Raw genomic sequence first — 23,460 nt, 5'->3', positions numbered from 1 at the left:
ATGTTTTTAATAATGCTGTTAATTTATCTAAAAGGAAATTATTGGCTTTGAACTAGTAAGTTTTGTACAGCATTTTGATCTACCCAGCCCGAAAGTTCCTTCAAGGCAGCTTGGCCATAGTTGCCAAGACCTATCTTTTCACTCTTTCTAATCATTTCAATCCATAGTATTGGATCAGGGTTGAAGTCAGCAGCATTTCTTAATAATTCATATTGTACCTCGGGATCATTTATTTCAGCCACTTTCATCAAAACGAATGGTGTGATATATGGATTGGGCGTACTTTCCTTTTGGTCTGCTGTTAATTTTGCCAAAATAGGACTGGAAACTGAGGTTGGGTATTTTTTGGATTGCAGTGCCTGAGCCAGTTCTTCGATATAGGCTTGGTCAATCCCATTTTGTTTGAGCAAATAATCTTTTAAGACTTTGATTTCCTTGTTATTCAGCCAATGTCCTTTTTTTAGAAGTATTTCATGGGCCAAAATAGGCTTCATTTGATCGTCAGGTAGTCGTTCTATCTTTTCAAGAAAATCCTGCTTTGTTCCTTTTAAGAGCTCAGAAAGGAATTGGAAGTATTGCATGTCTGTATTGGGCGTTCCTGATTCTTCATCCTTTAGGTTCAGCCAGCCCGGGAAGTCGATATTGTACTTTTCTGCAATTTCAATGGCCTTCGATTGTTGTTTTCCATAGTGTAAAACAGGGATCAGGGAGCTGTTGAAATTACGGAATCCATATTCCTCTGCCTCTACCAGTTCTTTAGCTGATTTTTCCAGATCACCTTGGCCAATAAGGATTTTGGCTGCCAAAGCATGGTAATATCCTGCAGAGTTTTTATCATCCAACATCAGTCCATTGAGGTGCTTTAAAGCTTCACCAATTTGTCCGCTTTGATAAAACCTGATTACCCTTGAGATTTTCAGTTGTTTGAGGTCCAAAGTGGTCTTTGCTTCTTCTTGTAATTGTTCTAAAAGTACCAAATCATCCTCTAAACTTGTTTCTGGAGCATTGCTCCATTGATTTCGCAAAATAGCCTGTTTCAAGATCATCTGCTCTGACTGGTCAATATGCAGGCTAAAAGGGGCTAGATTTCCCTTTAAATTACTCATAGCCGTATAATTGATCTGGGAAATGAGGTCGTTTCTAGGGGCCATTTCTTCGTCAAAGCGTATTAAATGTTTTGCCTGTAAACCAATCATATTAGCATAGGCAGATTGGTTTTTAGTTGCGGCCTTGGAGATAAGTTCAAATGCATCCTGGGTTTTATTCCCCTTACTGAGCAATAAGGCAAGATTATTCTCTAAATAGACATTGTCAGGGAAAAACTCCAGTCCTTTTTGCAAATAGAATACTGCATCAAAATATCTGTTCCTTTTGTGCGCGTAATTGGCTGCCAATAAGATTTCATGTACAGAAGGGCTCCATTCAAGGCTTTCCTCCATGTGATTATTGGCAATCGTAGATTGGTTTTCTTTTAGGTACAGCAGGATTGTCGCTATTTTGGCTTTTTCATTCTTCCTGTACCTGGTCCAGCTATTTTCATATAGGATGCGTGCCTCTGTTGGTCTTTCACTCGCATAGTAGTAATCTGCTGAGAAATTGGTTGAGCTGGTGCTTATTTGTGGACCTATTACCGCATCTGAAAATACAATGAGGGAAAATAGGGCCATGATTGAACCAATTCTCATATGATGATAAGCGAAGAATTTGGGTTGGTAAATGACATCGGCTACAGGCTTGCCGGAATTCATAAAACCAGTGAAGTTAGCCAAAAGGTAAATGAAAAATAACAAGGAAAAGGCCAGTTGGGTATAAACCGTCCAATGATCCAAGAAATCCAATAATGGTCGGTTTGCTGAAAACTGGGCTTTCCAGAATAAAAATGCGCTGATGCCAAAACCAATCCAATAAAGTGATTTCCCAACAAGTGCCACTGAATAGGGTTGATTGATCTGGCTGATTTTTGATCTTGTTTCAAACCAACCTAGAAATCCTGCTAAAAGGAAAATGGGGAAAATGGGGGCATTAAATGGAAGTTCAAGGTTGCCCGTTAAATCCAATAAAATAATGAAAAGTGAAGAGACATATAAGGTACTGAATACGGTTAAGTGCCAGGAGATTTTAAGTCCAATACCCTGATTGAGTTTGGTCAATAAGAGGAAAAAACTGTTGACTAAGCTGTGCCCTATGTATAGAAGAAAAATAGCTGTGATTGCCATCCCTACCAAGCTGATATTTTCTGACATCAACAATAAAGGTTCTACTACAGAGCTGCTTAATATAAGTCCCAAAAGGGTACTCATGGCAATTGGGCTTATGATTAATGTACGCTTAAGTAGGGAGATGTGGTCATAAAAAATATGGATCAACATTGCCGGGACGGTTGTTCCTATTAGCAGGATGATCAATGCAGTGTTGCTGCTAATTCCACCGATATTTAATGAATTGACTCCAGAAATTGTCAATAAAAATATCAGTAAAGCCATGGCAGCAATGAAATAATACCGTTTGAATGTAGTGATGAGACTAAGCCCAAAACTGATCAACAGCCATGTAATTATTCCAAATACTTGGGTTTTGAAAATTTGTGCTGGAGGGAGCAAAGTCTCAAAGTTTTGGAAGATCAGGTAGTTTTCTACATTTAAAGAATATTGCTCGATACCCCAATTGAAAATATCCAAGGGGATCTCCACCATTTCTGAAAAAACACCTGCTTGAATGGGCAGGGCTTCATTCCAAGCAAAAAAGTATTGATACAGTAAAAGAAAACTGCCAATGACGCAAAGGGCGATTGGCAGTCCTAAATAGATGATATGATGTTTTTTTTCCAACGATTGCTTGGGCATTATTCAAGGACCTTAGGAACACGGAAATAATCTGAATCTCTCTGAGGGGCATTTTTCAAGCCTTTTTCATGCTCAAGGTGCTTGCCTTCTTCGTCCTCTCTCAATACATTGACCTCTGAGCTCATGGTTGTGATAGGTTCTACACCTTCTGTGTCCACTTGGTCCAAGTGCTCTACCCAATCCAAGATTTGGGTCATGTCCTTGGTCATCTTTTTAGCACTATTTTCGTCAAACTCTAATCTTGCCAAGTGGGCGATTTTCTTTAGTGTATTAGTGTCAATTTTCATGATTTATGTTCTTTTGGTGTGGTAGTGGAGCTAAAAGCTCGATCAGGTTTTCCCCCATTGTCCTTCCAAAGCTGCTCTTGTATTAAATTAAAGCAGGTCGCCTTTATCTGAGGTATGGCCTGTTTTGCCTCTCCCTTTGGAAAAACAGGAGGGTGGATGACCACCTTCACCGGTTTATAGTTCAATAAGAATTTGTTATCGTCGGGCAAAATTAAATGATTATAGGATAAAGTTACAGGAATTACAGGGATTTGTTTTTCAAAAGCAATATTAAAAGCCCCATCTTTAAAGTCTGCCATTTTTGGTGGTTGGGTTGATCTTATGCCTCCTTCTGGGAAAATAATAATGCTCGACCCTTGATCAATGGCCTCCATGGTCCGCTTAAGGGTTTCTCCACGGCTCCTGAAACTAGAACGGTTCACTGCTATATGTAGTCTTCGGAACATATAGCCAAATAAAGGCACTTTGCCCAGAGAACTCTTGCCTATAAACATCGCATCCTTGGACATCAAGCCTATCACAGGAATGTCCAGATAGGAAAAATGGTTCGCAATAATGATGTATTGTTTGTGGGATTTGAGCAAATGCCTATTTTCTACCTTAACCCTGATAAATAGTCCTGTGAAGAATATTCTTGACCAGATACCGTTCAACCTTCTGCCATACTTTTTAAGGCCTGGGATTTCTATGGTGATTAGAAACAGGGGCAATAACAACACAAAAGAAAGAATGAAAATAATGGTGCCGTAAATAGAATATATTCTCCTAAAAAATGCCATGTCCTATTGTCTGTTGATCATATGGTTGGCCACTTTTACAAAGTAACTCATCATCAATTCTTTTACATTTTGATCCACATCAATCCTGTCAAGTGCGTTGAGCATATTGTTGAGCCAGTGATTGCGCATTTTATCATCAATTGCCCACTGCAGGTGTCTCATGCGTAATCTGGGATGTCCCCTTTCCTCAGAATAGGTAGTTGGGCCACCAAATACCTGAAGAAGAAATAAATATAGGCGTTCTTCAGCAGGAGCCAGCTCTTCTGGGTATATTGATCGAAGGGTTTCGTTGGATTCAACTCCTTCATAAAAATACCGGGTCAATTCTTTGATTTTCTCTTCACCAATAGCTTGGTAAACCGTTTGGAATTCGTTCATGATGCTACTCTTGGAAGAACAAACTTAAAGAATTTTAGCAAAAGATAAATTTCAAAAGGAGATCAATTTAAGCCTTATTGTTTTTTCACAGTAAGGGAGGTGCCTTCAGTGCTGATGACTTTAATTTTCTCTCCCTTGTCAATAAAATCACCTCTTGAGTGGGCATCATAAATTTCATCATCAATGATTATTTTCCCGCTTGGCATAAGCCGGGTATGGGTAAGGCCTTCTTTTCCCAATAAATCCTCTCCGTACCAAGATGAGGTATAACCTGCTTTCTTGTCTTGGGTGTCGGCCAAGGCAATATGGCTAAATGCTTTCCACTGGTTAACCTTGGGGGCCAACAGGAAGATCATTCCTACTGCAACTACTGCAGATAATATCACGGTTACCACAGCCATGAATAGTTCACCTGATGGAACGAAGGTGAAATCAAAAACATCATTAGGGATCATTCCCAGTGTTAGGCCTGTTAGGATGCCAATGATCCCCAGAATCCCAGCGATACCAAATCCCGGGATTACAAATAATTCCAAAGCCAATAATATTATTCCTAAGATAAAGACGACGATCTCCCAGTTTTCAGCAAGGCCTGTTAAATAATAGGGAATAAAATAGAGGGTGACAGCAATAATGGATGCTGCGAGTGGGAAGCCTACCCCTGGAGTTTGAATTTCAAAGTAAATTCCCGCAAAAATGATAAGGATTAAAAATCCACTTACAGCGGGGTTTAGAAAGAAAGAAATAATCGTTTCTGTGGTGCCCAGTTTATATTCAATGATTTCATAATGGCTGATTTGCTGCTTTTCAATGACTTCTTCAATTGAGTTTACCTGGGCTTCACAAAAACCATTTTCAATGGCTTCTGAAACCGAAAAGGTAATCACAGAACCTGCTTTGGAAATACCTTCTACTTCTAAGCTTTCATCGACCATAGCCTCAGCAATTTTGGGGTTTCTACCATTGGCTTCAGCAGTGCTCCTCATCATGGAACGCATATAGGATTGATATTTGTCTGGTGCGGCATCTCCACCAGCTCCCATGACTACGGTTGCTGCACCAATGCTTGCTCCAGGAGCCATGTAGATGCTGTCGCAGGCTATGGAAATCAAGGCCCCAGCAGAAGCGGCGTCTTTGTCAATAAAAACCAAAGTGGGGATTTTTGATTCCAACAGTAAAGTACGGATGTCATCAGCATCATTGACTGCCCCTCCATAGGTGTCCATGTGAACAAGAAAATAATCCGCCTCCTTTGATTGTGCATCTTCTAGGGCAAGTCTTACCTTGCGGTTCATTCTTGGATCAATATTGTCCATTACTTCTAGAACATAAACGATTTTTTTTTCATTATCATTTTCTTGGAAAGCATAAGCAGTCATGATCAGTGAAGAAAAAATAATGCAATAGAGAATAAAATAGTTTTTCATGTTTCTGTATAAATGCTGATGGTAATTGCCCGGATTTTTCAATATTAATGGCTTATAAGGAAGCATGGCAAGCTAAATGAAATGTTAGGCTTTGTAAATGAACTCCCTCAATTTAACGTAATACTAAATATAGCAGTTTTGAACTTAATACAGCAGCAAACAATTGTAGTACATCTCCGGCTTTTTTCTTTTTAATGAAAAATTTAGCAATATTTTTGTAGTAATTTGCGTATTGCCTAATGTGCTAGAAGATATAGGTGGTTTGAATCGATAATTGAAAAAATATATGAGTTTTAAAGTGAGTATGGAGCGATTAGTTATTAAGTCAAGTTTTGTAATTCTTTTCTTTCTGGGGTTTGTCAGTGCGTCATTTGCTGGAAACACTGCGATTGATTCTGTCGGTGTGGAAAAAATAGGAGATAGAACATTTATTATTCATGAAGTAAAGTCTAAGGAGACACTGTTTTCCATTTCAAGAAGGTATGAAACTCCAGTTGGTGAAATTATAGAAAATAACAGCGAATTAAAGCAAGGACTTAAAATTGGTCAGCGCATTAAGGTTCCATTTATCCCTAAAGCAGCCTTGCCGGAAGGAGCTGTGCTTCATAAGGTAGCTCCTGGAGAGACGCTTTTTGCGATAGCCACCAAATATGAGGTTTCTGTTGAAGATGTCAAAAAATGGAATGAGTTAAAAGGAAATGATTTAAGTGTTGGTCAAGGCTTGGTTATTGAGGGGGTGAAGCCCGTTCAGGAAGCGGTCGCGAGAGAAGCTCCAGAAGTGAAAGCTGTTCCTACCAAGGTGAATGATTTGCCAAAGGAACGTCAGAAAATGATGGAGGAGGGTAAAAAGGCCAAAGAGAAAAAAGAGGAGAAGAAGAAAGTAGAGGAGCCAAAAGAAAAAGCCAATAAACAGGTTGTGGTGGAAAATGCACCCGGAACTACAGAAAGAATTGAAAACATACCAGCCGGTGCAGAGGTGGGATGGATTACCCACACGGTTAAAGATGGAGAAACCTTATATGCTATTTCCAAGAGATATAATGCCAATATGGGAGATCTTATCAATTGGAACGCACTTTCATCTAATAATCTAAAAGAAGGCCAAAAACTTAAGGTTGGTAGAAAAGAAGGAGCTGTTAACAATGCGACTCCAGTTACTGAAGTGAGTCAAGTAGAAGATGAAGCAACAACGGTTACTGCTACTTCTACTTATAAAGTGGGGAAAGCTTCTGAAGAAAGTACCGAATACAAGAATATCAAAGAATCAGGGCAAGCAGAAGTAATTCAAGGAACTGGAAACCATAAGAAATATTTGGTGTTGCACAGAAAAGCGCCAGTGGGAACTATCATGAGAATCAGGAATGAGGAAAATGACGTGATGATTTTTGCCAGGGTAGTTGGAAAACTGCCCGACACTGGAGATAATAGCAAACTTTTGATCAAGGTGTCCCAAGCAGCTTTTGACCAACTCAGGGCTGTCAATAATAGATTCAGGGTTGAAGTATCCTACTAAAGCCGCTATAAATCAGGAACAAAAAAAGACTCCATTTTAAATGGGGTCTTTTTTTGTTTTTAGCGCTGATAATGAGCATTTTGATTATTGCTGATAAAAAGTCTATTTTTGTCATTAGTTTGAACTGTCGAATGAATAAAGTACAACTCATATTTCATCATATTTTCAGGTTTATCTGGAATTTGATATTTGTTATTTCCTATCCTATTCTGGCCACCTTTGGAATAGTGTTTATTGGGATTACTTACTTTTTTTCAGGTATTTCCACACTATTGACCAAAATCAAAAGGAAAGAATCCATCAAGGAAATCAATATTCCTGATTGGAAACAGCTGACCAAGGAAGTGGATTTAATAGAAGGAAAATTGCATAAGCAGATTATGTTTGGACCTTCCTGTTATCAGTTGAGGAGAAAGGATGGAGTGCCTTCTGTGTTGGAAGACCACTATTTTGGAGGGAAGATAAACATCATCGAAGAAGGGTATTTGATGGAAAGATGGAATACAGTGGATCCAAAGAAGCTTCCAGACTTTGAAGTATGCCTTTATGAACCTGAAGAGGATAAGTTGACCCCATTGACTAATATCAAATGCTTTGACTGGCATTTGGCAGAAAAAGAAGAAAATCAATTGTCCTTTAAATGGTTTGATGGGACACAAGGAGGAGAAGTGAAAGTCGCGCTTTAACACGTTTATGGATTTAAAAGATTTTTTAGAGGAGAAGACCGAATTCTATAATCAACCTGATTTTATAACACTCGATCCCATTTCGATTCCTCATCGGTTTAGCAAGAAACAAGATATTGAAATTGCAGGTTTTTTTGCCGCTACATTGGCATGGGGGCAAAGGAAAACTATTATCAATAAGTGTTTGGAATTAATGGCCATGATGGACAATGCCCCATATGATTTTATGCTAAATCATATGGAATCTGATTTAAAACCATTTCTTGATTTTAAACACAGGACCTTTAATGATATTGATACCCTTTGGTTCATTAGTTTTTTCAAGGACTTTTATGGCAATCACCAAAGTATGGAAGAAGCATTTGTAATTGGATGGAAGGATGAAGTGGATATCATGGGGGATTTGCTTAGTAACTTTCATGAATTCTTTTTTAGAGATCCAAATGCTCCTCAAAGGACCAGAAAGCATGTGGCCACCCCAAAGAGAAAAGCAGCTTGTAAGCGCATCAATATGTTTTTGAGATGGATGGTTCGAAGCGATGATAAGGGAGTGGATTTTGGAATATGGAATAAAATAAAGCCTTCACAGTTGATCTGTCCCTGTGATCTACATGTGGATAGGGTGGCAAGAAAGCTGGGCATGATCGAAAGGAAACAAACTGATTGGAAGACAGCAATGGAGCTTACCCAGAGGCTTAGGGAGTTTGATCCTGAAGATCCGGTAAAATATGACTTTGCTCTTTTTGGATTGGGCGTAGAAGAAAAGTATTAAACCCGAAATTTAAAAGCAAAAGCCCCGAAATTTCCGGGGCTTTTGCTTTTAAAATAAGATGGTATTTAATGAGGGATCAACCAAGAGACCTTTATCAGCTTTTAAATTGAACTTCAATGGTCGTTTGGTTTTAAACCTTAGTATGAACAAATCAGTATTTCCATCCAAGGTCTCCTTAGTGCCTAGATTGACAAAGGTTGGATACAATACCTGTTCGCCATTGGTATGAAGCCTATTATTGGTCATGTTTTCCATACTTCTCATACCGATAGGCTTTATACCTATAAATTCATAGTCTTCAGAATTGTATGCCAATGCAAAGCTTAGGGCATTTACTGCACTAAGTTCTACACCCTTTATGCTGATCTCTACAATTTCATTTTCCTTGTAATTGGTTTTATCAGTGCTTAATTCAAGTTTTCCTGAAAGCTGAAATGGTTTTGATTGATCAACTCCACCCTCCAGTTGAGTCGCCACGACAGAAATGTCATAGGCATCAATGAGGTCATTTTTATTGACATCCCCGATGCTTACATAACCTTCAAAGTCTGAATCGCCCCGCTTAAGCCCTGTATAATTGATGTATGAGGTCAAATCATTTTCATCTATTAATCCATCATTATTGATGTCCCCAGGAAGGTAGCTTTCAGTGCCAGGTACTTTGAATACATACATTTCACGACCTGAACCGAATCCTCCAACACCTTCAGTAATTTCAATTTTGATATATCTTGCTGTAGGTTGCTTGTCGAAATTGAAAACTTTGGTTTCATTGTCCTTTTCCCAAGCGATATCTCCAGCTATGGTCCAATTGGCTTTGTCATTACTGAAGTATATTTTGCCTTTTAATAGGATGCCATTGGTGCCAGTTCTTCTTGGTAAATATTCCAATTTATCCAGTTGGTTGAAGGATTTGAGGTCTATGATCATATCAAAAGGGATGGCATCTTCGCCCCATTTGGTATGCCAGGTATTTCCTTCATCAAAATCAAACAGTTTGGCAATTTCATAACCTCCTTGGTTGTCAGCACTGGTTTCTCCTGCTATGTCCTGAATAGCAAATTCTAAAGGATTGGATTTGGTGGTAGCCTTAAACTCCACCCATTCAGAAACTCCGTTTTTATTTACCGCGCGAAGTTGGAAAGTGTAATCTGTTTCTGCACTAAGCCCTTCGATAAGGTATGCTGTGTCCCTAATGGTTGTATAGCGCATTCCTTCGAAGTCAATCTCATAATAATCACTATTGGCCACTTTATCCCAAGAAGGCATTAAGGAGTATGCTTCCGTATTTTCTTCATTGACTTTAGCGTTTTCTGGAGCAGATAAAGGTCCTTCAGTAACTTTTTGATTGTCTTTTGGGTTAAAATTGAAACCCTTAAGCTGTAGCTCAATGTCATTGGCAGTGATGTCCGTTTTCTTGATTTTCACTAAAAGCTGCGGGTTTTTGATTATTGGCAGATTGGCCAATTCAGTTCCAGGAGTTGAGAACCTGTTGAGATTTGGGTTTTCATGATAGAAGTAAACGTTGGTTTTATTATTGAACTCTTCCAAAGTGTTTACGCTGTTCAATTTCACTTTCTTACCAGAAATCCTGGCAAAGACTTTTTTAGGGGCTTCTGTGATATTGATTCTGAACTCAGTTGATTTTGTCTTGATGAATCCTTCATAATCACCATTTGAAGGGTGTACGGTGATTTGTAGATTGTTCTTTCCGTCTACTTCAGATTCAATCAGGGTGTACGCTCCCTCTCCATTTTTATAAGCCTCCGTTATTCCATCATCATCATATTCTCTGAAAGAAGAATGCTCAAATGGATAAAGCTCATAAATTCTGTGCTCTTTATTGATCTCTGAAACATTATTGTTAGGATTGGTCAGTGGGATAATCGCTCCTCTTTTTACAAAGACGGGAAGCTTCCATATAGGGCTGTCAAAACTGTTGATAATCTGATTACCATTATACTGCTCACCGGAAAAATAATCTATCCAAAGTCCTTTTGGTAAGTAGATGCCATTTCTGATATCATTTCCTTCCTCATCTATTTTGGTTTCTTTGTAGATTGGAGCTACCAAAAAACTAGGCCCATACATGAACTGGTATTGGGTTGCTTTACCTTGGGTATAGCTGTTTTTTTCTTCCAGGAACATTGCTCTGACCATTGGAAGGCCATCTACAGCTTCTTTTGCGATACTGTAAGTATAAGGCATCAGCTCAGATTTCCATTTTAGGTAGCTTCTATTGATGGAGGTGGTTGGTTCACCCAATGCTTGAGGATATTTTTCATTGGCTCCCCATCCGTCCATATTTAGCTCCATTGGAGTGAAGGTTTTCCATTGGAAATCCCTTGTGTTCACAAACGGGTTTTTACCTCCAAAAATCCCATCCATGTCTGAGGAAATATTGGGCTGACCAGAAAGTCCAGAGCCTATATAAGTAGGGATGTGGAATCTAATATACTCCCATACGCCTCCCGTTTGATCACCTGACCAAATCCCAGCATATCTTTGCGTGCCTGCCCAACCATCAAGAGAGATGATAAAGGGTCTGGCATTATTGCCATACTTAGGCATGATTTGTCCAACATCTGCTACCCCGTTTAAGCCAAAGGAATATCCGGCGCCTACCCAAGCCACATCTGTTTTAAGTACTCTTACCCCTGCATCTCTCACTTCCTTAATGATATCCCTTTGCAATAGCGCACTGATCCCTTCTTTTGGGTGGAGATCGGACTGGGTCCATAATCCTATTTCCACTCCATGGTTTCTGGCATAATCACCAAGTTCCTTAAGGTTTTGAATATTGCCATCCAAGGTTGCTGTTTGACCATAGCCAGCTCCATAGCCATCATTAGGCAAAATCCATCCCAATGGCATATCATGTTCATTATAACGATCAATTACTGCTCTAGCGGAGAACTGGTAATTGTCATTTTTACCATTCAATGATTCTTTGATTCCTCCATTGTCTTTTTGGCTTTCCTTATATCTTTTCCCGTCCTCAAAAAGAATTCCTTTTTCGTCTTCTTTCCAATAATCACGGTTGTAGGCATTGAGGTGTCCCTGGTAGAAACCAAATTTCGGTAAAAGAACAGGGTTGCCTGTTAATTGATAAAAATCATTCAAGAGATTACTTACTCCATCGTTGACCATGAAAAATACATCTAGATAATCAGTTTTATGTGATAAGGATACTTTTCCTTTTTCCTTTGCTCCGAAATCATATTCTCCTTTTTTGAAAGTGTACCACATTATGCCATACCCCTTCGAAGACCAATAGAAGGGAGTAGGGGAAGCAACTCCACCATCTGTCCAACTGTTCTGGTTTTCAATCGAGATCTTTTTGCCCTTATGGGAGAATCGGCCGTTTTGGATTCCTCCTCCATAGAAGTATTCATTGGGGTTTTCACGTAGACGGATACTCACTTGGTCCTTTTCAAACTTAATAGGCTCTAAACTTTCAACTATAAGGGCTTGGGTTTCTAAATTGTTGATATTAAAAAGTAAGGTGCTTTTATTGATGCTTAGTTTAATCTTATCAGTTGTAATAATAACTTCCTCCTCACCCAGGGAAAGACTGACTTGCCCAAGGTCCTTTCTTGGATTATCCACCAAAATCTGTGCTTCAGGTTCTGCTTCCGGAGCCCTTAGTTCCTTTCCTGAATTGTCTTGAAATAGCCTGAAAATATGATCTCCATAAAAGTCAACCAGCATCTTATGCTGATTGGATAGGCTAATATCAATAGTCGAATTATTGAGCTTTTTGGCATCAACTATCCTAATGTCCTGATCCCCCTGTACGGCAGGGTTCTTTGTGCTTTCCTGAGCAATGATAGGAGTATAGTAAATACAGAACACAAAAGTAAATAAAACTATAGCGTAAGTTTTAAGGGTGTTTTTTATTTTCATTTTCTTTTTAATATTACACAATGCAATAATATTCAATATTTCGAGACTAGTTGATTTTTTTTGGCAAAAGGTTAAGGAATCTCCATGTAAGGTTTGGATTGGAGACTTATGGTCTTTTTTGTGTTAGAATAGGAGTAGGATGTCCGAAAGGGATTGAGAGATATTTAAGTCCCAAAAGAACAAAAATAGGTAGAGGTTCTAAAAATACTTGCTGAGCAAAAAAAAAGCCCAATGCATATTTCTGCAATGGGCTATATATGATTTATTGAGGATGTTCTTATTTACCCCACGCATCAGGAGCTTGCCTCCATTCTGCGAGAGATTGTAAATCCTCATCTGAGGCATAGTTGTCTGCTACTGCTTGCGGAAGCATGGCTTCATAATCACTTAAGCAAACCAGTTTAACACCAGCATCTTCAAAGTTTTTGGCAGCTAGGTCAAAGCCATAGGTAAAAATGGCTGCCATTCCCAATACTTCAAAACCTGCTGCTTTTAAAGCATCCACTGCTTTTAGAGAGCTTCCACCTGTAGAAACGAGGTCTTCAATTACAACGACTTTCATTCCTTTGGTGACTTTTCCTTCAATCATATTTTCCATTCCATGACCTTTTGGCTTTGAACGAACATAAATGAAAGGGAGTCCCATCTCTTCTGCAATTAGGGCGCCTTGAGGAATTCCTGCTGTAGCTACACCAGCTATACCTTCTGCACCAGGAAAGTTGGCTTTGATGGCTTCCACCAATTGAGATTTGATAAAAGTTCTCACTTCCGGAAAAGAAAGCGAAAGACGGTTGTCACAATAGATGGGCGATTTCCATCCTGAAGCCCATGTGAAGGGTTCTTGAGGCTGCAACCTAATGGCTTTGATATCGAGTAGTTTGCGGGCAACCTGACCCGCTATGTCTTTGCTGAATAATTCCATGGCCCAAAATTAATTCATAAATATGTAAGGACTGTTGTGATGGCTAAGAAAATTGTGCAATTTTGACTTGAAACATTAGTCTTATGAGAATTTTCATTAACGATAAGCCTTTGGATATCCTTTCACCAAGTGGATTGCATAAGGATAAAACATTTGAATGCGTGTATGATAATCCCAAAGATCTTCATGCCACGGCGGATTTTCACGATGATGTATTGATTACTCACCCTTCCAAGGATATTATCATTAAACTTTTGTATTTGCTAAGAACCCGAAAGCTAAAAGACTTGGATTCCATTACTATCCTTTCTGAAGATGTTGATGAACTAAAGAGATTTATCAAAAGTAGGTTCAGTATTATAAAAGCTGCTGGAGGAGTGGTTACCAAAGGAGAGCAGATTTTGTTTATTCACCGACTTGGGAAGTGGGATTTGCCAAAAGGAAAATTCGAAAAGGGGGAAACACCCGAAGAATGTGCCGTTAGAGAAGTAGAGGAGGAATGTGCTATTGAGGTTAAGAGAGGGGGGCTGATATGTAAAACCTGGCATACTTATACCCAAAATAGGAAAAGTATCCTGAAAAAAACCTATTGGTATGCAATGGAATGTAAGGATGATAGCCAGATGAAACCTCAGAAAGAAGAGGGGATTGATGATATCAAATGGTTTAGTCACCATGAAGCCAAGGTGGCTCTGGTAAACTCTTACCCATCAATGAGGTATCTATATAAGCGTTTTTTGAGGCGAGTACCTAAGGTTCACACTTCATAAGGTAGGAACTCACTTACATTGCCACCGTATCTGTGGACTTCTCTAATTACTGTGGAACTGACAGCGGCGTATTGTGGTGAGGTAATAAGGAATACCGTTTCCAGTTTTTCATTGAGGTAACGGTTCATTTGAGAAATGGTATTTTCATATTCAAAGTCAGTGGTATTTCTCAATCCCCTGATCAGAAAGTTAGCATTGTGACTTTTTGCCAAGCTAGAGGTAAGTTCATTATAAACTACCACTTTTACACTTGGGATATCTTTATAGACACTTTTGATTTTTTCAACCATTAAGTCAATTTCAAAATACCTGGAAGTTTTGGTTGAATTATAGCCTATGCTGATGATGATTTCGTCAAAAATTTCCAATCCCCTCATGACAATATCATGATGCCCATTAGTGTATGGATCGAATGACCCTGGAAAAATAGCAATCTTCTTCATGGTTTTATTGTCAATTGGCCCAGAAAGCTGCCAGTCTTTTTGTTTCCTTATAAGACTCAGCTCCAGTAAGGTAATTTTGGTTGGTTCTTGGCTCAGTAATCACCAGGTTTTTAAAATATTGCTTTAGCACTTCTTCCTGCACATGAACATCATCTAGATTACCAATGACAGTGGTTTTACAATGCATGCGGTCAAAAGCCAATTGGTGTAGTATACTAAAGGTATATTTCAAGAAATCTTGGTTGTCTATTACCTCGAAGCGGTTAAATAACTTCAGTTCCTTATTAGCAAAGCCAGCGATATAAACCTGTTCTTTCTCTATTATTATTGAAATTTCTTGGTTGAGCATCTCTGATTTTTCTAATAATAGATAGTCCAAGATCAATGAACTACCATGACTGAATTTTATATTGGGGAGCTTTTGGCTGAGCTTGTTGGCTACATCCTGGTCAATACTTCCCACTAAGATGGTCTTGTTGTTTTCTAAGCCATCATAAAAAACTTCTTGATCTACCAATTCGGCGCTAAAAGAAAGATAGGTGCTTTGGTCTTTTGGAGAGAATAGCATTCCAGGGACCATGCAGAATTTGTCATTATAAACAAAAAGTCTGCTTTCAGCATCTTTGGGAAGTGCTTGGATGAAATTATCCGAATTGATTATTTGATCGAGGGAATCCTCTGATTCAAGTGTGTAAGAGTTTACGCCCAGAATGGATCCATTTTGGTTTTTGGCCATAACGGTAAAGTTTTCTGCGCATAATAAAAGCGATAAGCTTGATGTAGCACTTACATCAAGCTTATCGCTATAAAATTCTATTTGCGTATTTTTTATTGACTTAGTCAAAATTATTCCCAGTTACCGGAAGTAGAAGCATCATTTCTAGATCCAACTCTTAAAGCTTTCTCATTGTTATTAGCTCTTCTTTCTGGATTAACAGGAGCAGGATCTTTGATTTCAAATACATCGATCAAGATTTTGTTAGCACCTCTTTCGATTTTATCAGCAAAGAAAGTAAAGGTTTTTCCACCTGATCCAGGTACAACGTTTAGCGCAGTAAGGTTGAATTCAGGATGCTTTCTCTCATTGAAAAGAGAATCCATTACATTTACAGCACCTAAAGTATCATAGGTAATGGTGATTTCTTCCTCACCATAATCCAATAACTTAGTTTCTTCAGTTTTTTGTACAATAAAAATTTGGCCGTCTTCAATGAATTTCTTCAGGTCCGACCAATTTCCGGCATATTCACCATTAGAAGCTAAATATGCGATTTGCGCTTCTCTCAACATTTGTAATTTTTCAATTACTCTTGCTTCGATACGTGCAATACGTTTTTCTTCTTGCATGACATCGTCTACGCCTTTGTAGAGTCTATATCCCACTGCCAATGCAGCTAATAGAAAAACAATTGATAAGATTTTAGTCAGATTCATTTTTCAGTCGATTTATTCTTCTTATATAAAGGTTGATGGTATATAATAGGATGCTATTTTATGCATTTATTTTCAAAATTAAAATAACCTTTCCATATTCTTATGTCTTTCAGCGAATTTAAATTCCAAAAAAGTTGGTGCTTTTCTGATTTTTTTATCGCTTTAATAGCATTTATGTCCATAAATTCAACGGCCTCAATGACTTGTCTGTTTAGGTCCATTTCCGGGTCAATTCCCCTGATCAGTTCTCCTGATTTTCGCCTGACCTCAAAAAAGAGCTCGATGGCATGAAGGGGTGGTTGGAGGAATTCTGTTACCGTAATAAAGTCCAGGACTTCAATTTTCAGGCCTGTTTCTTCCAAATATTCCCTTTGTAGATTTTCTGCAGCATTTGTATTATAATCCATGCCGCCTCCGGGAACATTCCAAAAGCTTTTGTTTTCTCCCATTCGGTGTTTGATCATCAGGATTTTATCATCTTCAATCAAAACCCCATTTACCCTAGTGCGCAACCTGCCCCCGAATTTCTCATGGATATCTTTTTCAATATTCTGCATATAAGCTGTAGATTCGCTTTTGATGAATAAAGATAAGGAACATATCCCAAAGCCATCGGTAATGATGCGGCAAAATTTCCCGCATCAGCCTACAAATGGACAGTCCCAGTTTTTTGGACTTATGGATACTTTTTTTGATCCTAAATTTGACAGGAAGGCCACCTTTATTCTTCGAGGCTATGCAGGGACAGGAAAAACCTCTGTGATTGCAGCTGTAGTAAAGTCCCTTTCCAAATTGGGGCTGCGCTCCTTATTAATGGCTCCGACGGGCCGTGCCGCCAAAGTAATGTCATCCTATTCCGGAAGGATGGGGTTTACCATTCATAAGATCATCTATAGACCTAAATCAAAGGAAGGGATGATCGGGACTGGGTTTGACCTTCAAAAGAATTACTATAAGAAAACGGTCTTCATTGTGGATGAGGCTTCCATGTTGGCTGATGATGAGCTTGGGGGAGGTAATTTGCTTAGGGATTTGATCCAATTTGTCTTTCAGCACGCTTCCAATCGCTTGATACTGATCGGTGACACAGCTCAGCTTCCTCCCGTGGGTTCCAAAAACAGTCCAGCTTTGGATGGAAGCTATATGGGACATCATTTTGGCCTGGATGTCTTAGAGGCAGAGTTGACTGAAGTGATGCGGCAGCAATTGGATTCTGGTATTCTATATAATGCCACTAAGTTGAGGTCAGAAGTGTTGAGAAAGGAGCCAATTATTTCCTTTAAGGTTAAAGGCTTTCCGGATTTTTATCGCATGACCAGTGAGCGTCTGGAAGAAGGTCTAAGATATGCCTACGATAAATATGGCGTGGAAAACACCATCGTGGTAACCCGTTCCAACAAAACCGCTGTACAGTTTAATCAATATATCCGCCAGGCCATTCATTTCTATGAAGAGGAAATTTCTACAGGGGATATGTTGATGATCGTGCGAAATAATTATACCTATATGGCTGAATCCGATAAAGTCAGTTTTTTGGCCAATGGTGATTTTGTGGAGGTGGTAAAGATCAGGTCCTTTGAAGAGATCTACGGACTACGGTTTGCCACATTGGAGTTAAGATTGATAGATTATCCTGAAGAACCCTTTTTTGAAGCAAAAGTGATTTTGGACACCCTTTACACTTCAACCACCTCTTTGGGAGCTGAAGAATCCAGGGAGCTTTACCGGCAGGTAGTGGAGGATTATGCTGGAATAGAGAACAAAAAGGAACGCAGCGAGTACATAAAAAAAGATCCATACTTAAATGCATTGCAGGTTAAGTTTGCCTATGCGCTTACTTGCCATAAAAGTCAAGGTGGACAATGGAATGCAGTTTTTGTGGATCAGGGGTATGTGACGGAGGAGCAATTGGATACTGAATATATCAGGTGGTTGTACACTGCTTTGACCAGGGCAACAGATGAGCTGTTTCTAGTGAATTTTAACCCTAGGTTTTTTATTCAATGATCAATAGTGTTGAAATTCTATAGGTATTTTTGAACGGGTAACTTGGTTATTAGTTAAAAAATCGAAACTTTTACCCAGTAGAGTGACGTTAGATTAACACATAAGTTAAGGGAAGTTTTAACTTTGGAATGAATATTGAACAGATTAAGTAATTACCAAATACAGACTATGATGAAAAAATTAGTTTTAATGTTTTTTGTAGCCTTTGCTGCAGTGGCTATTCAGGCCCATGCTCAGACAGCTGAAGCCCAGAAAGAGGCAGTGAAAGGTCCTGTGATCACCTTCGAAGAAACTGAAAAGAACTTTGGAGATATATCGCAAGGATCCAAGGTGGAGCATACTTTCAAATTCACCAATACAGGTACTGAGGTATTGAAAATTTCAAATGTGGCAGCAACATGTGGATGTACCGTACCAAAATGGCCAAAAGAGCCAATTGCTCCTGGAAAATCTGCAGAAATTAAGGTGACTTTTAATTCCGCAGGTAAAATGGGTAAACAGAGAAGTATTGTTAGAATTTATTCTAATGCTTCCGAGCCAATTGAAAAAGTGGCCTTGATTTCAAATGTGATCAAAGAAAGCAATTAAAAAAAGGTTTTTATTGGCCTTTGATATACCAAAAAGCACCAAGGCAAAGTTTTATGAACTTTAGTTTTGGTGTTTTTTCTTTTTATAAGATTTAATCCTCATAAAGGTCAAGTCTATTTTGTATTCTTTGAATCTCTTCTTGAAGATTCTCCACTTTTTTTATTAAGTGCAAAATGGTTTCTATGCCCGCGGTATTTATTTCAAGTTCATGGTGAAGCCGGATAATTGTCTCGATTCTTTTTAATTCATCCTCATGCACGCACCTTAGTTGCTTCACTGTTTGGAACCTTACCAGGCCATAATCATCCAACTCTTCAAAGAATGTTAAACTCACCTTATAAAGACGGCTCAGTCTTTCTATGCTAATATATTCTTCAGGTATCATGAATTCCGGATTTTTGCCAATTCTTTAATCAATTCTTTTTCCTTTTCACTAAGGTTTTTGGGCATTTTTATATTGTAGGTAATGTAAAGATCCCCAAACTGTCCTTCTTTTTTGTATTTGGGAAAGCCCTTATCCCTAAGTCTTACTTTAGTGCCATTTGGTGTTTCAGGTTTTACCTTCAATTTTACCTTGCCATCAAAGGTGTTCACAGTGATGTCTCCCCCCAATAAGGCTGTATAAAGGTCAAGGTCGACATTGCTGTAGAGATTGCTTTCATGACGCTTGAACGGGGTGTTGTTGATGATCTTGAAAGTGATGTATAAATCTCCATTGGGCCCTCCGTTGACCCCTTCAGCACCATGGCCCTTGATTTTGATTACCTGCCCGTTTTCCACTCCAGCCGGAATGGTCAGTCTGATGTTCTTGCCATTGATAGTGAGCGTTCTTTTATGGGTGTGGAAAATTTCCTTTAAGTCTAGTTGTAGCTCAGCGCTCAAATCCGCACCTTTAAATTTTACCTGTTGCCTTTGGGAACCAAAGCCTGCTCTGCCCTGCCCAAACAAGGATTCGAAGAAATCGGAATAATCTCCTCCAGATGAAAATCCACCAAAATCACCGCCGAAAGATTGTCCTGTACTTTGGGAGCGACCATAATCTTGCTGGGCTTTTTCAAACTGCTCGGCATGCTTCCAGTCCTTGCCATATTGGTCGTATTTTTTTCGGTTTTCAGGATTACTTAGGACTTCATTGGCCTCATTGATCTCTTTGAACTTTTTTTCGGCAGCGACATCATTGGGGTTAAGGTCTGGGTGATATTTTCTTGCCAGCTTCCGATAAGCTTTTTTGATGTCGTCTTGAGAGGCGCTTTTGTTGATGCCTAGAATTTGGTAATAGTCTATAAAGTCCATTGGAATTTCAGGGTTTGATTAAAAACCTGAAGAATGCAGTAGATCATCCTTGTACCCATAATCGCTAAAAACATTAATTTATTTAGAAGATGTCCAATGCAAAGTCCAGAATGATAATTTACTAAAAAGTCTACATTATCAGAAGAGTCTAGTGCATGATTTAGTGCAATGAATGAGGAATATCAGTTAAACTGCAGAGAAAAATTGGGACAGGGGTACTATCAAAAAAACTAGTCTACAATAATAGAGTCGATGAAAACTTAGAATATAGTATTGGTAAAGGCAATCTTTACTTTCATTTGGAAGTTTTTGATGACCTTAAAGATCTCAATGATGGTCACTCTTTCTATTTTGGTGAGTCCATCGATATCTACAAAGTTTTCTGGCTGAACCTTGTCCAACATAATCTGCTTGGCCTGTCTGTCCAATCTCAAACTCATCAAATAATAATAAGCCTGCTTGAGTTCCAATAGTTCCTCTTCAGTAATATGTCCTGCTTTGGTCAAAGCATCCAAACGCTCACCAGTGTTGGTAAGGAAAATTTTATGTTTCAAGGCAAAAACCCTGGTAATGTCCACTATGGGTGTCATGGCTTTTTTGATATCAAATACCTTTTGTTCCCCTACAGTAAAAGTCCTGATTCCCCTGAAAAACGTGAGTGGTGGCTCATACTGCAAGGCATTGGTAGCCATATTAAAAAAGAATCTCTCCAGAGGTACGTCCAATTGCTTGTCCATATATTCATGGAGTTCATCCAGAATGCTGAAATCCCCATAAATCGGCCTTTTGTCAAAAAAGGTAGAATATTTCATGACCGTTTCTTGGGTGGACTCCTTCATCCAAGCATCATAGTTCCTCTTCCAGTGAGAAAGAGAATGGGTCCATTTAGGGTTTTTGGCCATAAATCCACCTTTGCAAAAACTAAAGCCTATGGCGTCTAGTTTTTCGGAAATCTTATCTGCAAAATCCAGGAAATATTCACGAACCAATTCCCTTTGTTCATTTGCCTTGTCCTCATAAATAATGGCATTGTCCTGGTCTGTTTTGAGGGTTTGTTCCTTACGGCCTTCACTGCCTAGGACCATAAATACAAATTTGGAAGGGGCAGGGCCTACTTCATGCAGTACTTCATCGATGACCCTTAGGGCAATGGTGTCTGATACAGTGGTAATGACCTCATTGACCGTTTCAGATCTTACCCCTCTTTGCAGTAATTGCTCCACAATGGCAGGGACTTGGGACCATTTCTCCTTTAGTTCATCTATGGAAGTGGCCTGCTTTACAGATTGAATAAACAAAAAGGGGGACTGTGATTGCTCACTGAGTAATTTGTTCCTTGAGATAAAACCAACATATTCTCCATCCTTTTCTACCAACAAATACCTTGTCTTGGTTTTGAACATCAGTAGTAATGACTCATAGATATATGCCTCCGTGTCAATAGAGACAATATCTTTTTTCATTACAGTACTGATAGGTGATTCAGTGCTTAGTTTTTTTGCAATTACCTGATCCCTAAGGGTGATATCCGTTACATAGCCGGCGATTTTTCCTTCCATATCACGAATGAAGATACAGCTGGTTTTTTCGGCTCCCATGATCTGTGCGACCTCAGTGATGGGTGTGTTTTCATGGCAGCTGACCAATTCCCTAGGATTGAGCACATCCACTTTATGGGAGTAGAAACTATCAGAGGTAATATTGTTTTGTTGGGGGTAATAAGTCGCTCCTTTTATAAAATGGACAAATTCCATGTCGAGCATCCGTTCTCCAAATTCCCGGACAAAGTGGTTCCTGAACTCAGGGAATTGCTCACAGATTTGGGAAAATTGAGCATGGCTTAACCTGAGTACCTTGGTATCAGGAAGGCTGTCTATTGTTTGAAGGCTTATTCCCTTATTGTATAGGTAGGAAATTCCACCAAACCATGTGCCCGGACCATACTGCTCTATTCTTCTTTTTTTTTGATTTCGATCATAGAAATACCCTTCATAGCCTCCTTGCAGTATAAAATCAAAGCCCTCAATCCCAGAATGATTTTGAAGGTAAATTCGCTTTTGTTTGGGGAAGAGGATTTCCCTGAACTGTTCAGACAGTTCCTTTTGGGCATTAGAGGGTAAATCTGAAAAAGGCTTGGTAAATTCCGTCATGGGTAATTCTGATAAAATTGAACAGGGATTGAATACATCCGATCTTCTGTTTAAAAGTAGCCCAAGACGGCTTAATGTCCAATTTTTTGAGAAAGTAAATATTTTCGATTTAAAATGGAGAAAAAATATTTCCAGCTATCTATCCCAATCAGAAACCATTTATTTTTGAAAGGTGTTATCCTCACTTAATCAAACCAGCCATTTAAACCACTAACATCATGCGCAATAAGGAAATGACTTTGATTTTTGATCTGAACGGGACCATCATTGATGATATGCACTTTCATACCAAGGCTTGGCATAAACTTTTCAATGAGGACTTGGGTGCGAGCCTTTCTTGGGAGGAAGTGAAAAAGGAAATGTATGGAAAGAATCCAGAAGTGCTGGAAAGGGTGTTTGGTAAGAATAAGTTTACCAAACAGGAAGCAGAGGATTGGTCTATGGAAAAGGAGAGAAGGTACCAAGAGGAGTATTTGCCTCATATGAAACTCATCCCTGGCTTGGATGGATTTTTTGAAAAGGCCAAAAGTAAAAGTGTGCAAATGGCCATTGGCTCTGCAGCAATTCCCTTTAATGTGGATTTTGTGCTAGACAATCTGAAACTTAGGGATTATTTTACAGCCATTATCACTGCTGATCATGTGGCTGTCAGTAAGCCGCACCCTGAAACCTTTTTATTGGGTGCGGAAGCACTTGGTGCCGAACCTGAAGATTGTATTGTCTTTGAAGATGCCCCAAAAGGGGTGGAGGCAGCCCAAAATGCAGGGATGAAAGCAGTGGTATTGACCACCGCCCATCCAAAGGAAGACTTCGTTAATTACGATAATATCTTGGCCTTTATCAAAAACTATGAAGATCCCTTTATTAGGGATTTGATTTAGGATGGCTAGTATGCGTTACTTTAAATTGATGGAAATTTATTTCCATCAATTTTGTAGATGCTGTTTTGTGTTTAAACCTGAACCTTAGTAGACTAGTTATCTTTACTTTCTCTTGCCAATACTGGGAATGGGTTTAGGGTGTCTCAGGTCTATTTTTGCTATATTGTTGCGCTTAGATAATCTTTTGAAGGGGTTGGTTATAGGTGTGGAAAATTTTGTTATGTATAAATTTTGCATTTTTTCGTACTATGTTTGCATCCTGTGTTTGTTGTATATTTTTTTTGTAGTTTGATCGAATTATTCTGGATGGAGATTTTGATAAACGTTATTACTTTGTTGAGCTAAAGAATAACCTCAACTTTCAAAAAATCTTTTTTATGA

General features: G+C 38.9%; 21 protein-coding genes. 7 read left to right on the top strand and 14 right to left on the bottom strand.

The genetic code is table 11. The features are described 5' to 3' along the window. Nucleotides 1–38 precede the first annotated feature (38 nt). The 5 genes from KMW37_RS02755 to KMW37_RS02735 all read right to left on the bottom strand — a co-directional run bounded on the left by KMW37_RS02755 (nt 39) and on the right by KMW37_RS02735 (nt 5,714). The gene (locus KMW37_RS02755) at nt 39–2,843 is read right to left on the bottom strand and encodes a tetratricopeptide repeat protein (RefSeq protein WP_215223061.1); all 2,805 of its coding nucleotides are present in this window, start codon (nt 2,841–2,843) and stop codon (nt 39–41) included. Then, nucleotides 2,843–3,130 (bottom strand): Asp-tRNA(Asn)/Glu-tRNA(Gln) amidotransferase subunit GatC, encoded by a 288-nt coding sequence (gene gatC, locus KMW37_RS02750; RefSeq protein WP_215223060.1) that lies wholly within the window; start codon nt 3,128–3,130, stop codon nt 2,843–2,845. The genes KMW37_RS02755 and gatC overlap by 1 nt, the downstream gene beginning before the upstream one ends. After that, a complete protein-coding gene (locus KMW37_RS02745; RefSeq protein ID WP_215223059.1) occupies nt 3,127–3,909 on the bottom strand; it encodes a lysophospholipid acyltransferase family protein in 783 nt (260 codons plus the stop codon). Before KMW37_RS02745 ends, gatC begins: the two co-directional genes overlap by 4 nt. 3 nt (nt 3,910–3,912) lie before the next feature. Beyond that, the gene (locus tag KMW37_RS02740) at nt 3,913–4,287 is read right to left on the bottom strand and encodes a globin domain-containing protein (RefSeq protein WP_215223058.1); all 375 of its coding nucleotides are present in this window, start codon (nt 4,285–4,287) and stop codon (nt 3,913–3,915) included. A 74-nt stretch (nt 4,288–4,361) separates the two neighbouring features. After that, complete coding sequence (locus KMW37_RS02735) at nt 4,362–5,714, bottom strand: NfeD family protein (RefSeq protein ID WP_215223057.1); 1,353 nt, start codon at nt 5,712–5,714, stop codon at nt 4,362–4,364. Nucleotides 5,715–6,000: 286 nt separating this feature from the next. Here KMW37_RS02735 and KMW37_RS02730 point away from each other — a divergent pair, with 286 nt between their 5' ends. The 3 genes from KMW37_RS02730 to KMW37_RS02720 all read left to right on the top strand — a co-directional run bounded on the left by KMW37_RS02730 (nt 6,001) and on the right by KMW37_RS02720 (nt 8,685). Continuing rightward, nucleotides 6,001–7,227: a LysM peptidoglycan-binding domain-containing protein gene (locus tag KMW37_RS02730; RefSeq protein ID WP_215223056.1), complete on the top strand. Its 1,227-nt coding sequence runs from the start codon at nt 6,001–6,003 to the stop codon at nt 7,225–7,227. A gap of 131 nt (nt 7,228–7,358) precedes the next feature. Then, nucleotides 7,359–7,913, top strand: a complete 555-nt coding sequence (locus KMW37_RS02725; protein WP_215223055.1) for a hypothetical protein — start codon at nt 7,359–7,361, stop codon at nt 7,911–7,913. A 7-nt stretch (nt 7,914–7,920) separates the two neighbouring features. Beyond that, complete coding sequence (locus KMW37_RS02720; protein WP_215223054.1) at nt 7,921–8,685, top strand: TIGR02757 family protein; 765 nt, start codon at nt 7,921–7,923, stop codon at nt 8,683–8,685. Nucleotides 8,686–8,733: 48 nt separating this feature from the next. Here the strand turns inward: KMW37_RS02720 and KMW37_RS02715 are convergent, their stop codons facing one another. Both KMW37_RS02715 and pyrE read right to left on the bottom strand, forming a co-directional pair. Beyond that, nucleotides 8,734–12,591: a TIM-barrel domain-containing protein gene (locus KMW37_RS02715; protein WP_215223053.1), complete on the bottom strand. Its 3,858-nt coding sequence runs from the start codon at nt 12,589–12,591 to the stop codon at nt 8,734–8,736. Nucleotides 12,592–12,868: 277 nt separating this feature from the next. After that, on the bottom strand, nt 12,869–13,513 hold the full coding sequence (pyrE, locus tag KMW37_RS02710; protein WP_246581295.1) for an orotate phosphoribosyltransferase: 645 nt from the start codon (nt 13,511–13,513) through the stop codon (nt 12,869–12,871). A gap of 83 nt (nt 13,514–13,596) precedes the next feature. On the opposite strand from pyrE, the gene KMW37_RS02705 reads away from it, so the two are divergent. Then, nucleotides 13,597–14,283 carry an NUDIX hydrolase gene (locus KMW37_RS02705; RefSeq protein WP_215223052.1) on the top strand — a complete coding sequence of 229 codons (687 nt, stop codon included), beginning with the start codon at nt 13,597–13,599 and terminating at the stop codon, nt 14,281–14,283. Here KMW37_RS02705 and coaD read toward each other — a convergent pair. Genes coaD through KMW37_RS02685 form a run of 4 tightly spaced genes read right to left on the bottom strand, consistent with a single transcriptional unit; the run spans nt 14,271 to nt 16,717 of the window. After that, complete coding sequence (gene coaD, locus KMW37_RS02700) at nt 14,271–14,726, bottom strand: pantetheine-phosphate adenylyltransferase (protein ID WP_215223051.1); 456 nt, start codon at nt 14,724–14,726, stop codon at nt 14,271–14,273. The two genes, KMW37_RS02705 and coaD, sit on opposite strands and share 13 nt — an antisense overlap. A gap of 10 nt (nt 14,727–14,736) precedes the next feature. Continuing rightward, nucleotides 14,737–15,570 carry a DUF3822 family protein gene (locus KMW37_RS02695; protein WP_215223050.1) on the bottom strand — a complete coding sequence of 278 codons (834 nt, stop codon included), beginning with the start codon at nt 15,568–15,570 and terminating at the stop codon, nt 14,737–14,739. Between the two features lie 2 nt (nt 15,571–15,572). Continuing rightward, entirely contained in the window at nt 15,573–16,160 is a 588-nt protein-coding gene (locus KMW37_RS02690; RefSeq protein WP_215223049.1) for a hypothetical protein, read from the bottom strand. 53 nt (nt 16,161–16,213) lie between these two features. Beyond that, a complete protein-coding gene (locus tag KMW37_RS02685; RefSeq protein ID WP_215223048.1) occupies nt 16,214–16,717 on the bottom strand; it encodes an NUDIX domain-containing protein in 504 nt (167 codons plus the stop codon). Between the two features lie 22 nt (nt 16,718–16,739). On the opposite strand from KMW37_RS02685, the gene KMW37_RS02680 reads away from it, so the two are divergent. Continuing rightward, the gene (locus KMW37_RS02680; RefSeq protein WP_215223047.1) at nt 16,740–18,167 is read left to right on the top strand and encodes an ATP-dependent DNA helicase; all 1,428 of its coding nucleotides are present in this window, start codon (nt 16,740–16,742) and stop codon (nt 18,165–18,167) included. A 171-nt stretch (nt 18,168–18,338) separates the two neighbouring features. Then, nucleotides 18,339–18,755 carry a DUF1573 domain-containing protein gene (locus tag KMW37_RS02675; RefSeq protein WP_215223413.1) on the top strand — a complete coding sequence of 139 codons (417 nt, stop codon included), beginning with the start codon at nt 18,339–18,341 and terminating at the stop codon, nt 18,753–18,755. Between the two features lie 91 nt (nt 18,756–18,846). Here the strand turns inward: KMW37_RS02675 and KMW37_RS02670 are convergent, their stop codons facing one another. From KMW37_RS02670 to KMW37_RS02660, 3 genes are all read right to left on the bottom strand, one after another. Continuing rightward, complete coding sequence (locus tag KMW37_RS02670; RefSeq protein ID WP_215223046.1) at nt 18,847–19,140, bottom strand: chaperone modulator CbpM; 294 nt, start codon at nt 19,138–19,140, stop codon at nt 18,847–18,849. Beyond that, a complete protein-coding gene (locus tag KMW37_RS02665) occupies nt 19,137–20,048 on the bottom strand; it encodes a DnaJ C-terminal domain-containing protein (protein WP_215223045.1) in 912 nt (303 codons plus the stop codon). Before KMW37_RS02665 ends, KMW37_RS02670 begins: the two co-directional genes overlap by 4 nt. A 260-nt stretch (nt 20,049–20,308) precedes the next feature. Beyond that, entirely contained in the window at nt 20,309–22,198 is a 1,890-nt protein-coding gene (locus KMW37_RS02660) for a DUF294 nucleotidyltransferase-like domain-containing protein (protein WP_215223044.1), read from the bottom strand. 218 nt (nt 22,199–22,416) lie between these two features. Between KMW37_RS02660 and KMW37_RS02655 the strand changes: the two genes are divergently transcribed. Next, nucleotides 22,417–23,079 carry an HAD family hydrolase gene (locus tag KMW37_RS02655; protein WP_215223043.1) on the top strand — a complete coding sequence of 221 codons (663 nt, stop codon included), beginning with the start codon at nt 22,417–22,419 and terminating at the stop codon, nt 23,077–23,079. Nucleotides 23,080–23,460: the final 381 nt, after the last annotated feature.

The sequence above is a fragment of the Echinicola shivajiensis genome, from assembly GCF_018642165.1.
Taxonomy (GTDB): Bacteria; Bacteroidota; Bacteroidia; order Cytophagales; family Cyclobacteriaceae; genus Echinicola; species Echinicola shivajiensis.
Note: the sequence above shows the minus strand (reverse complement) of the source record. Positions and strands in the feature narration are given on the sequence as shown.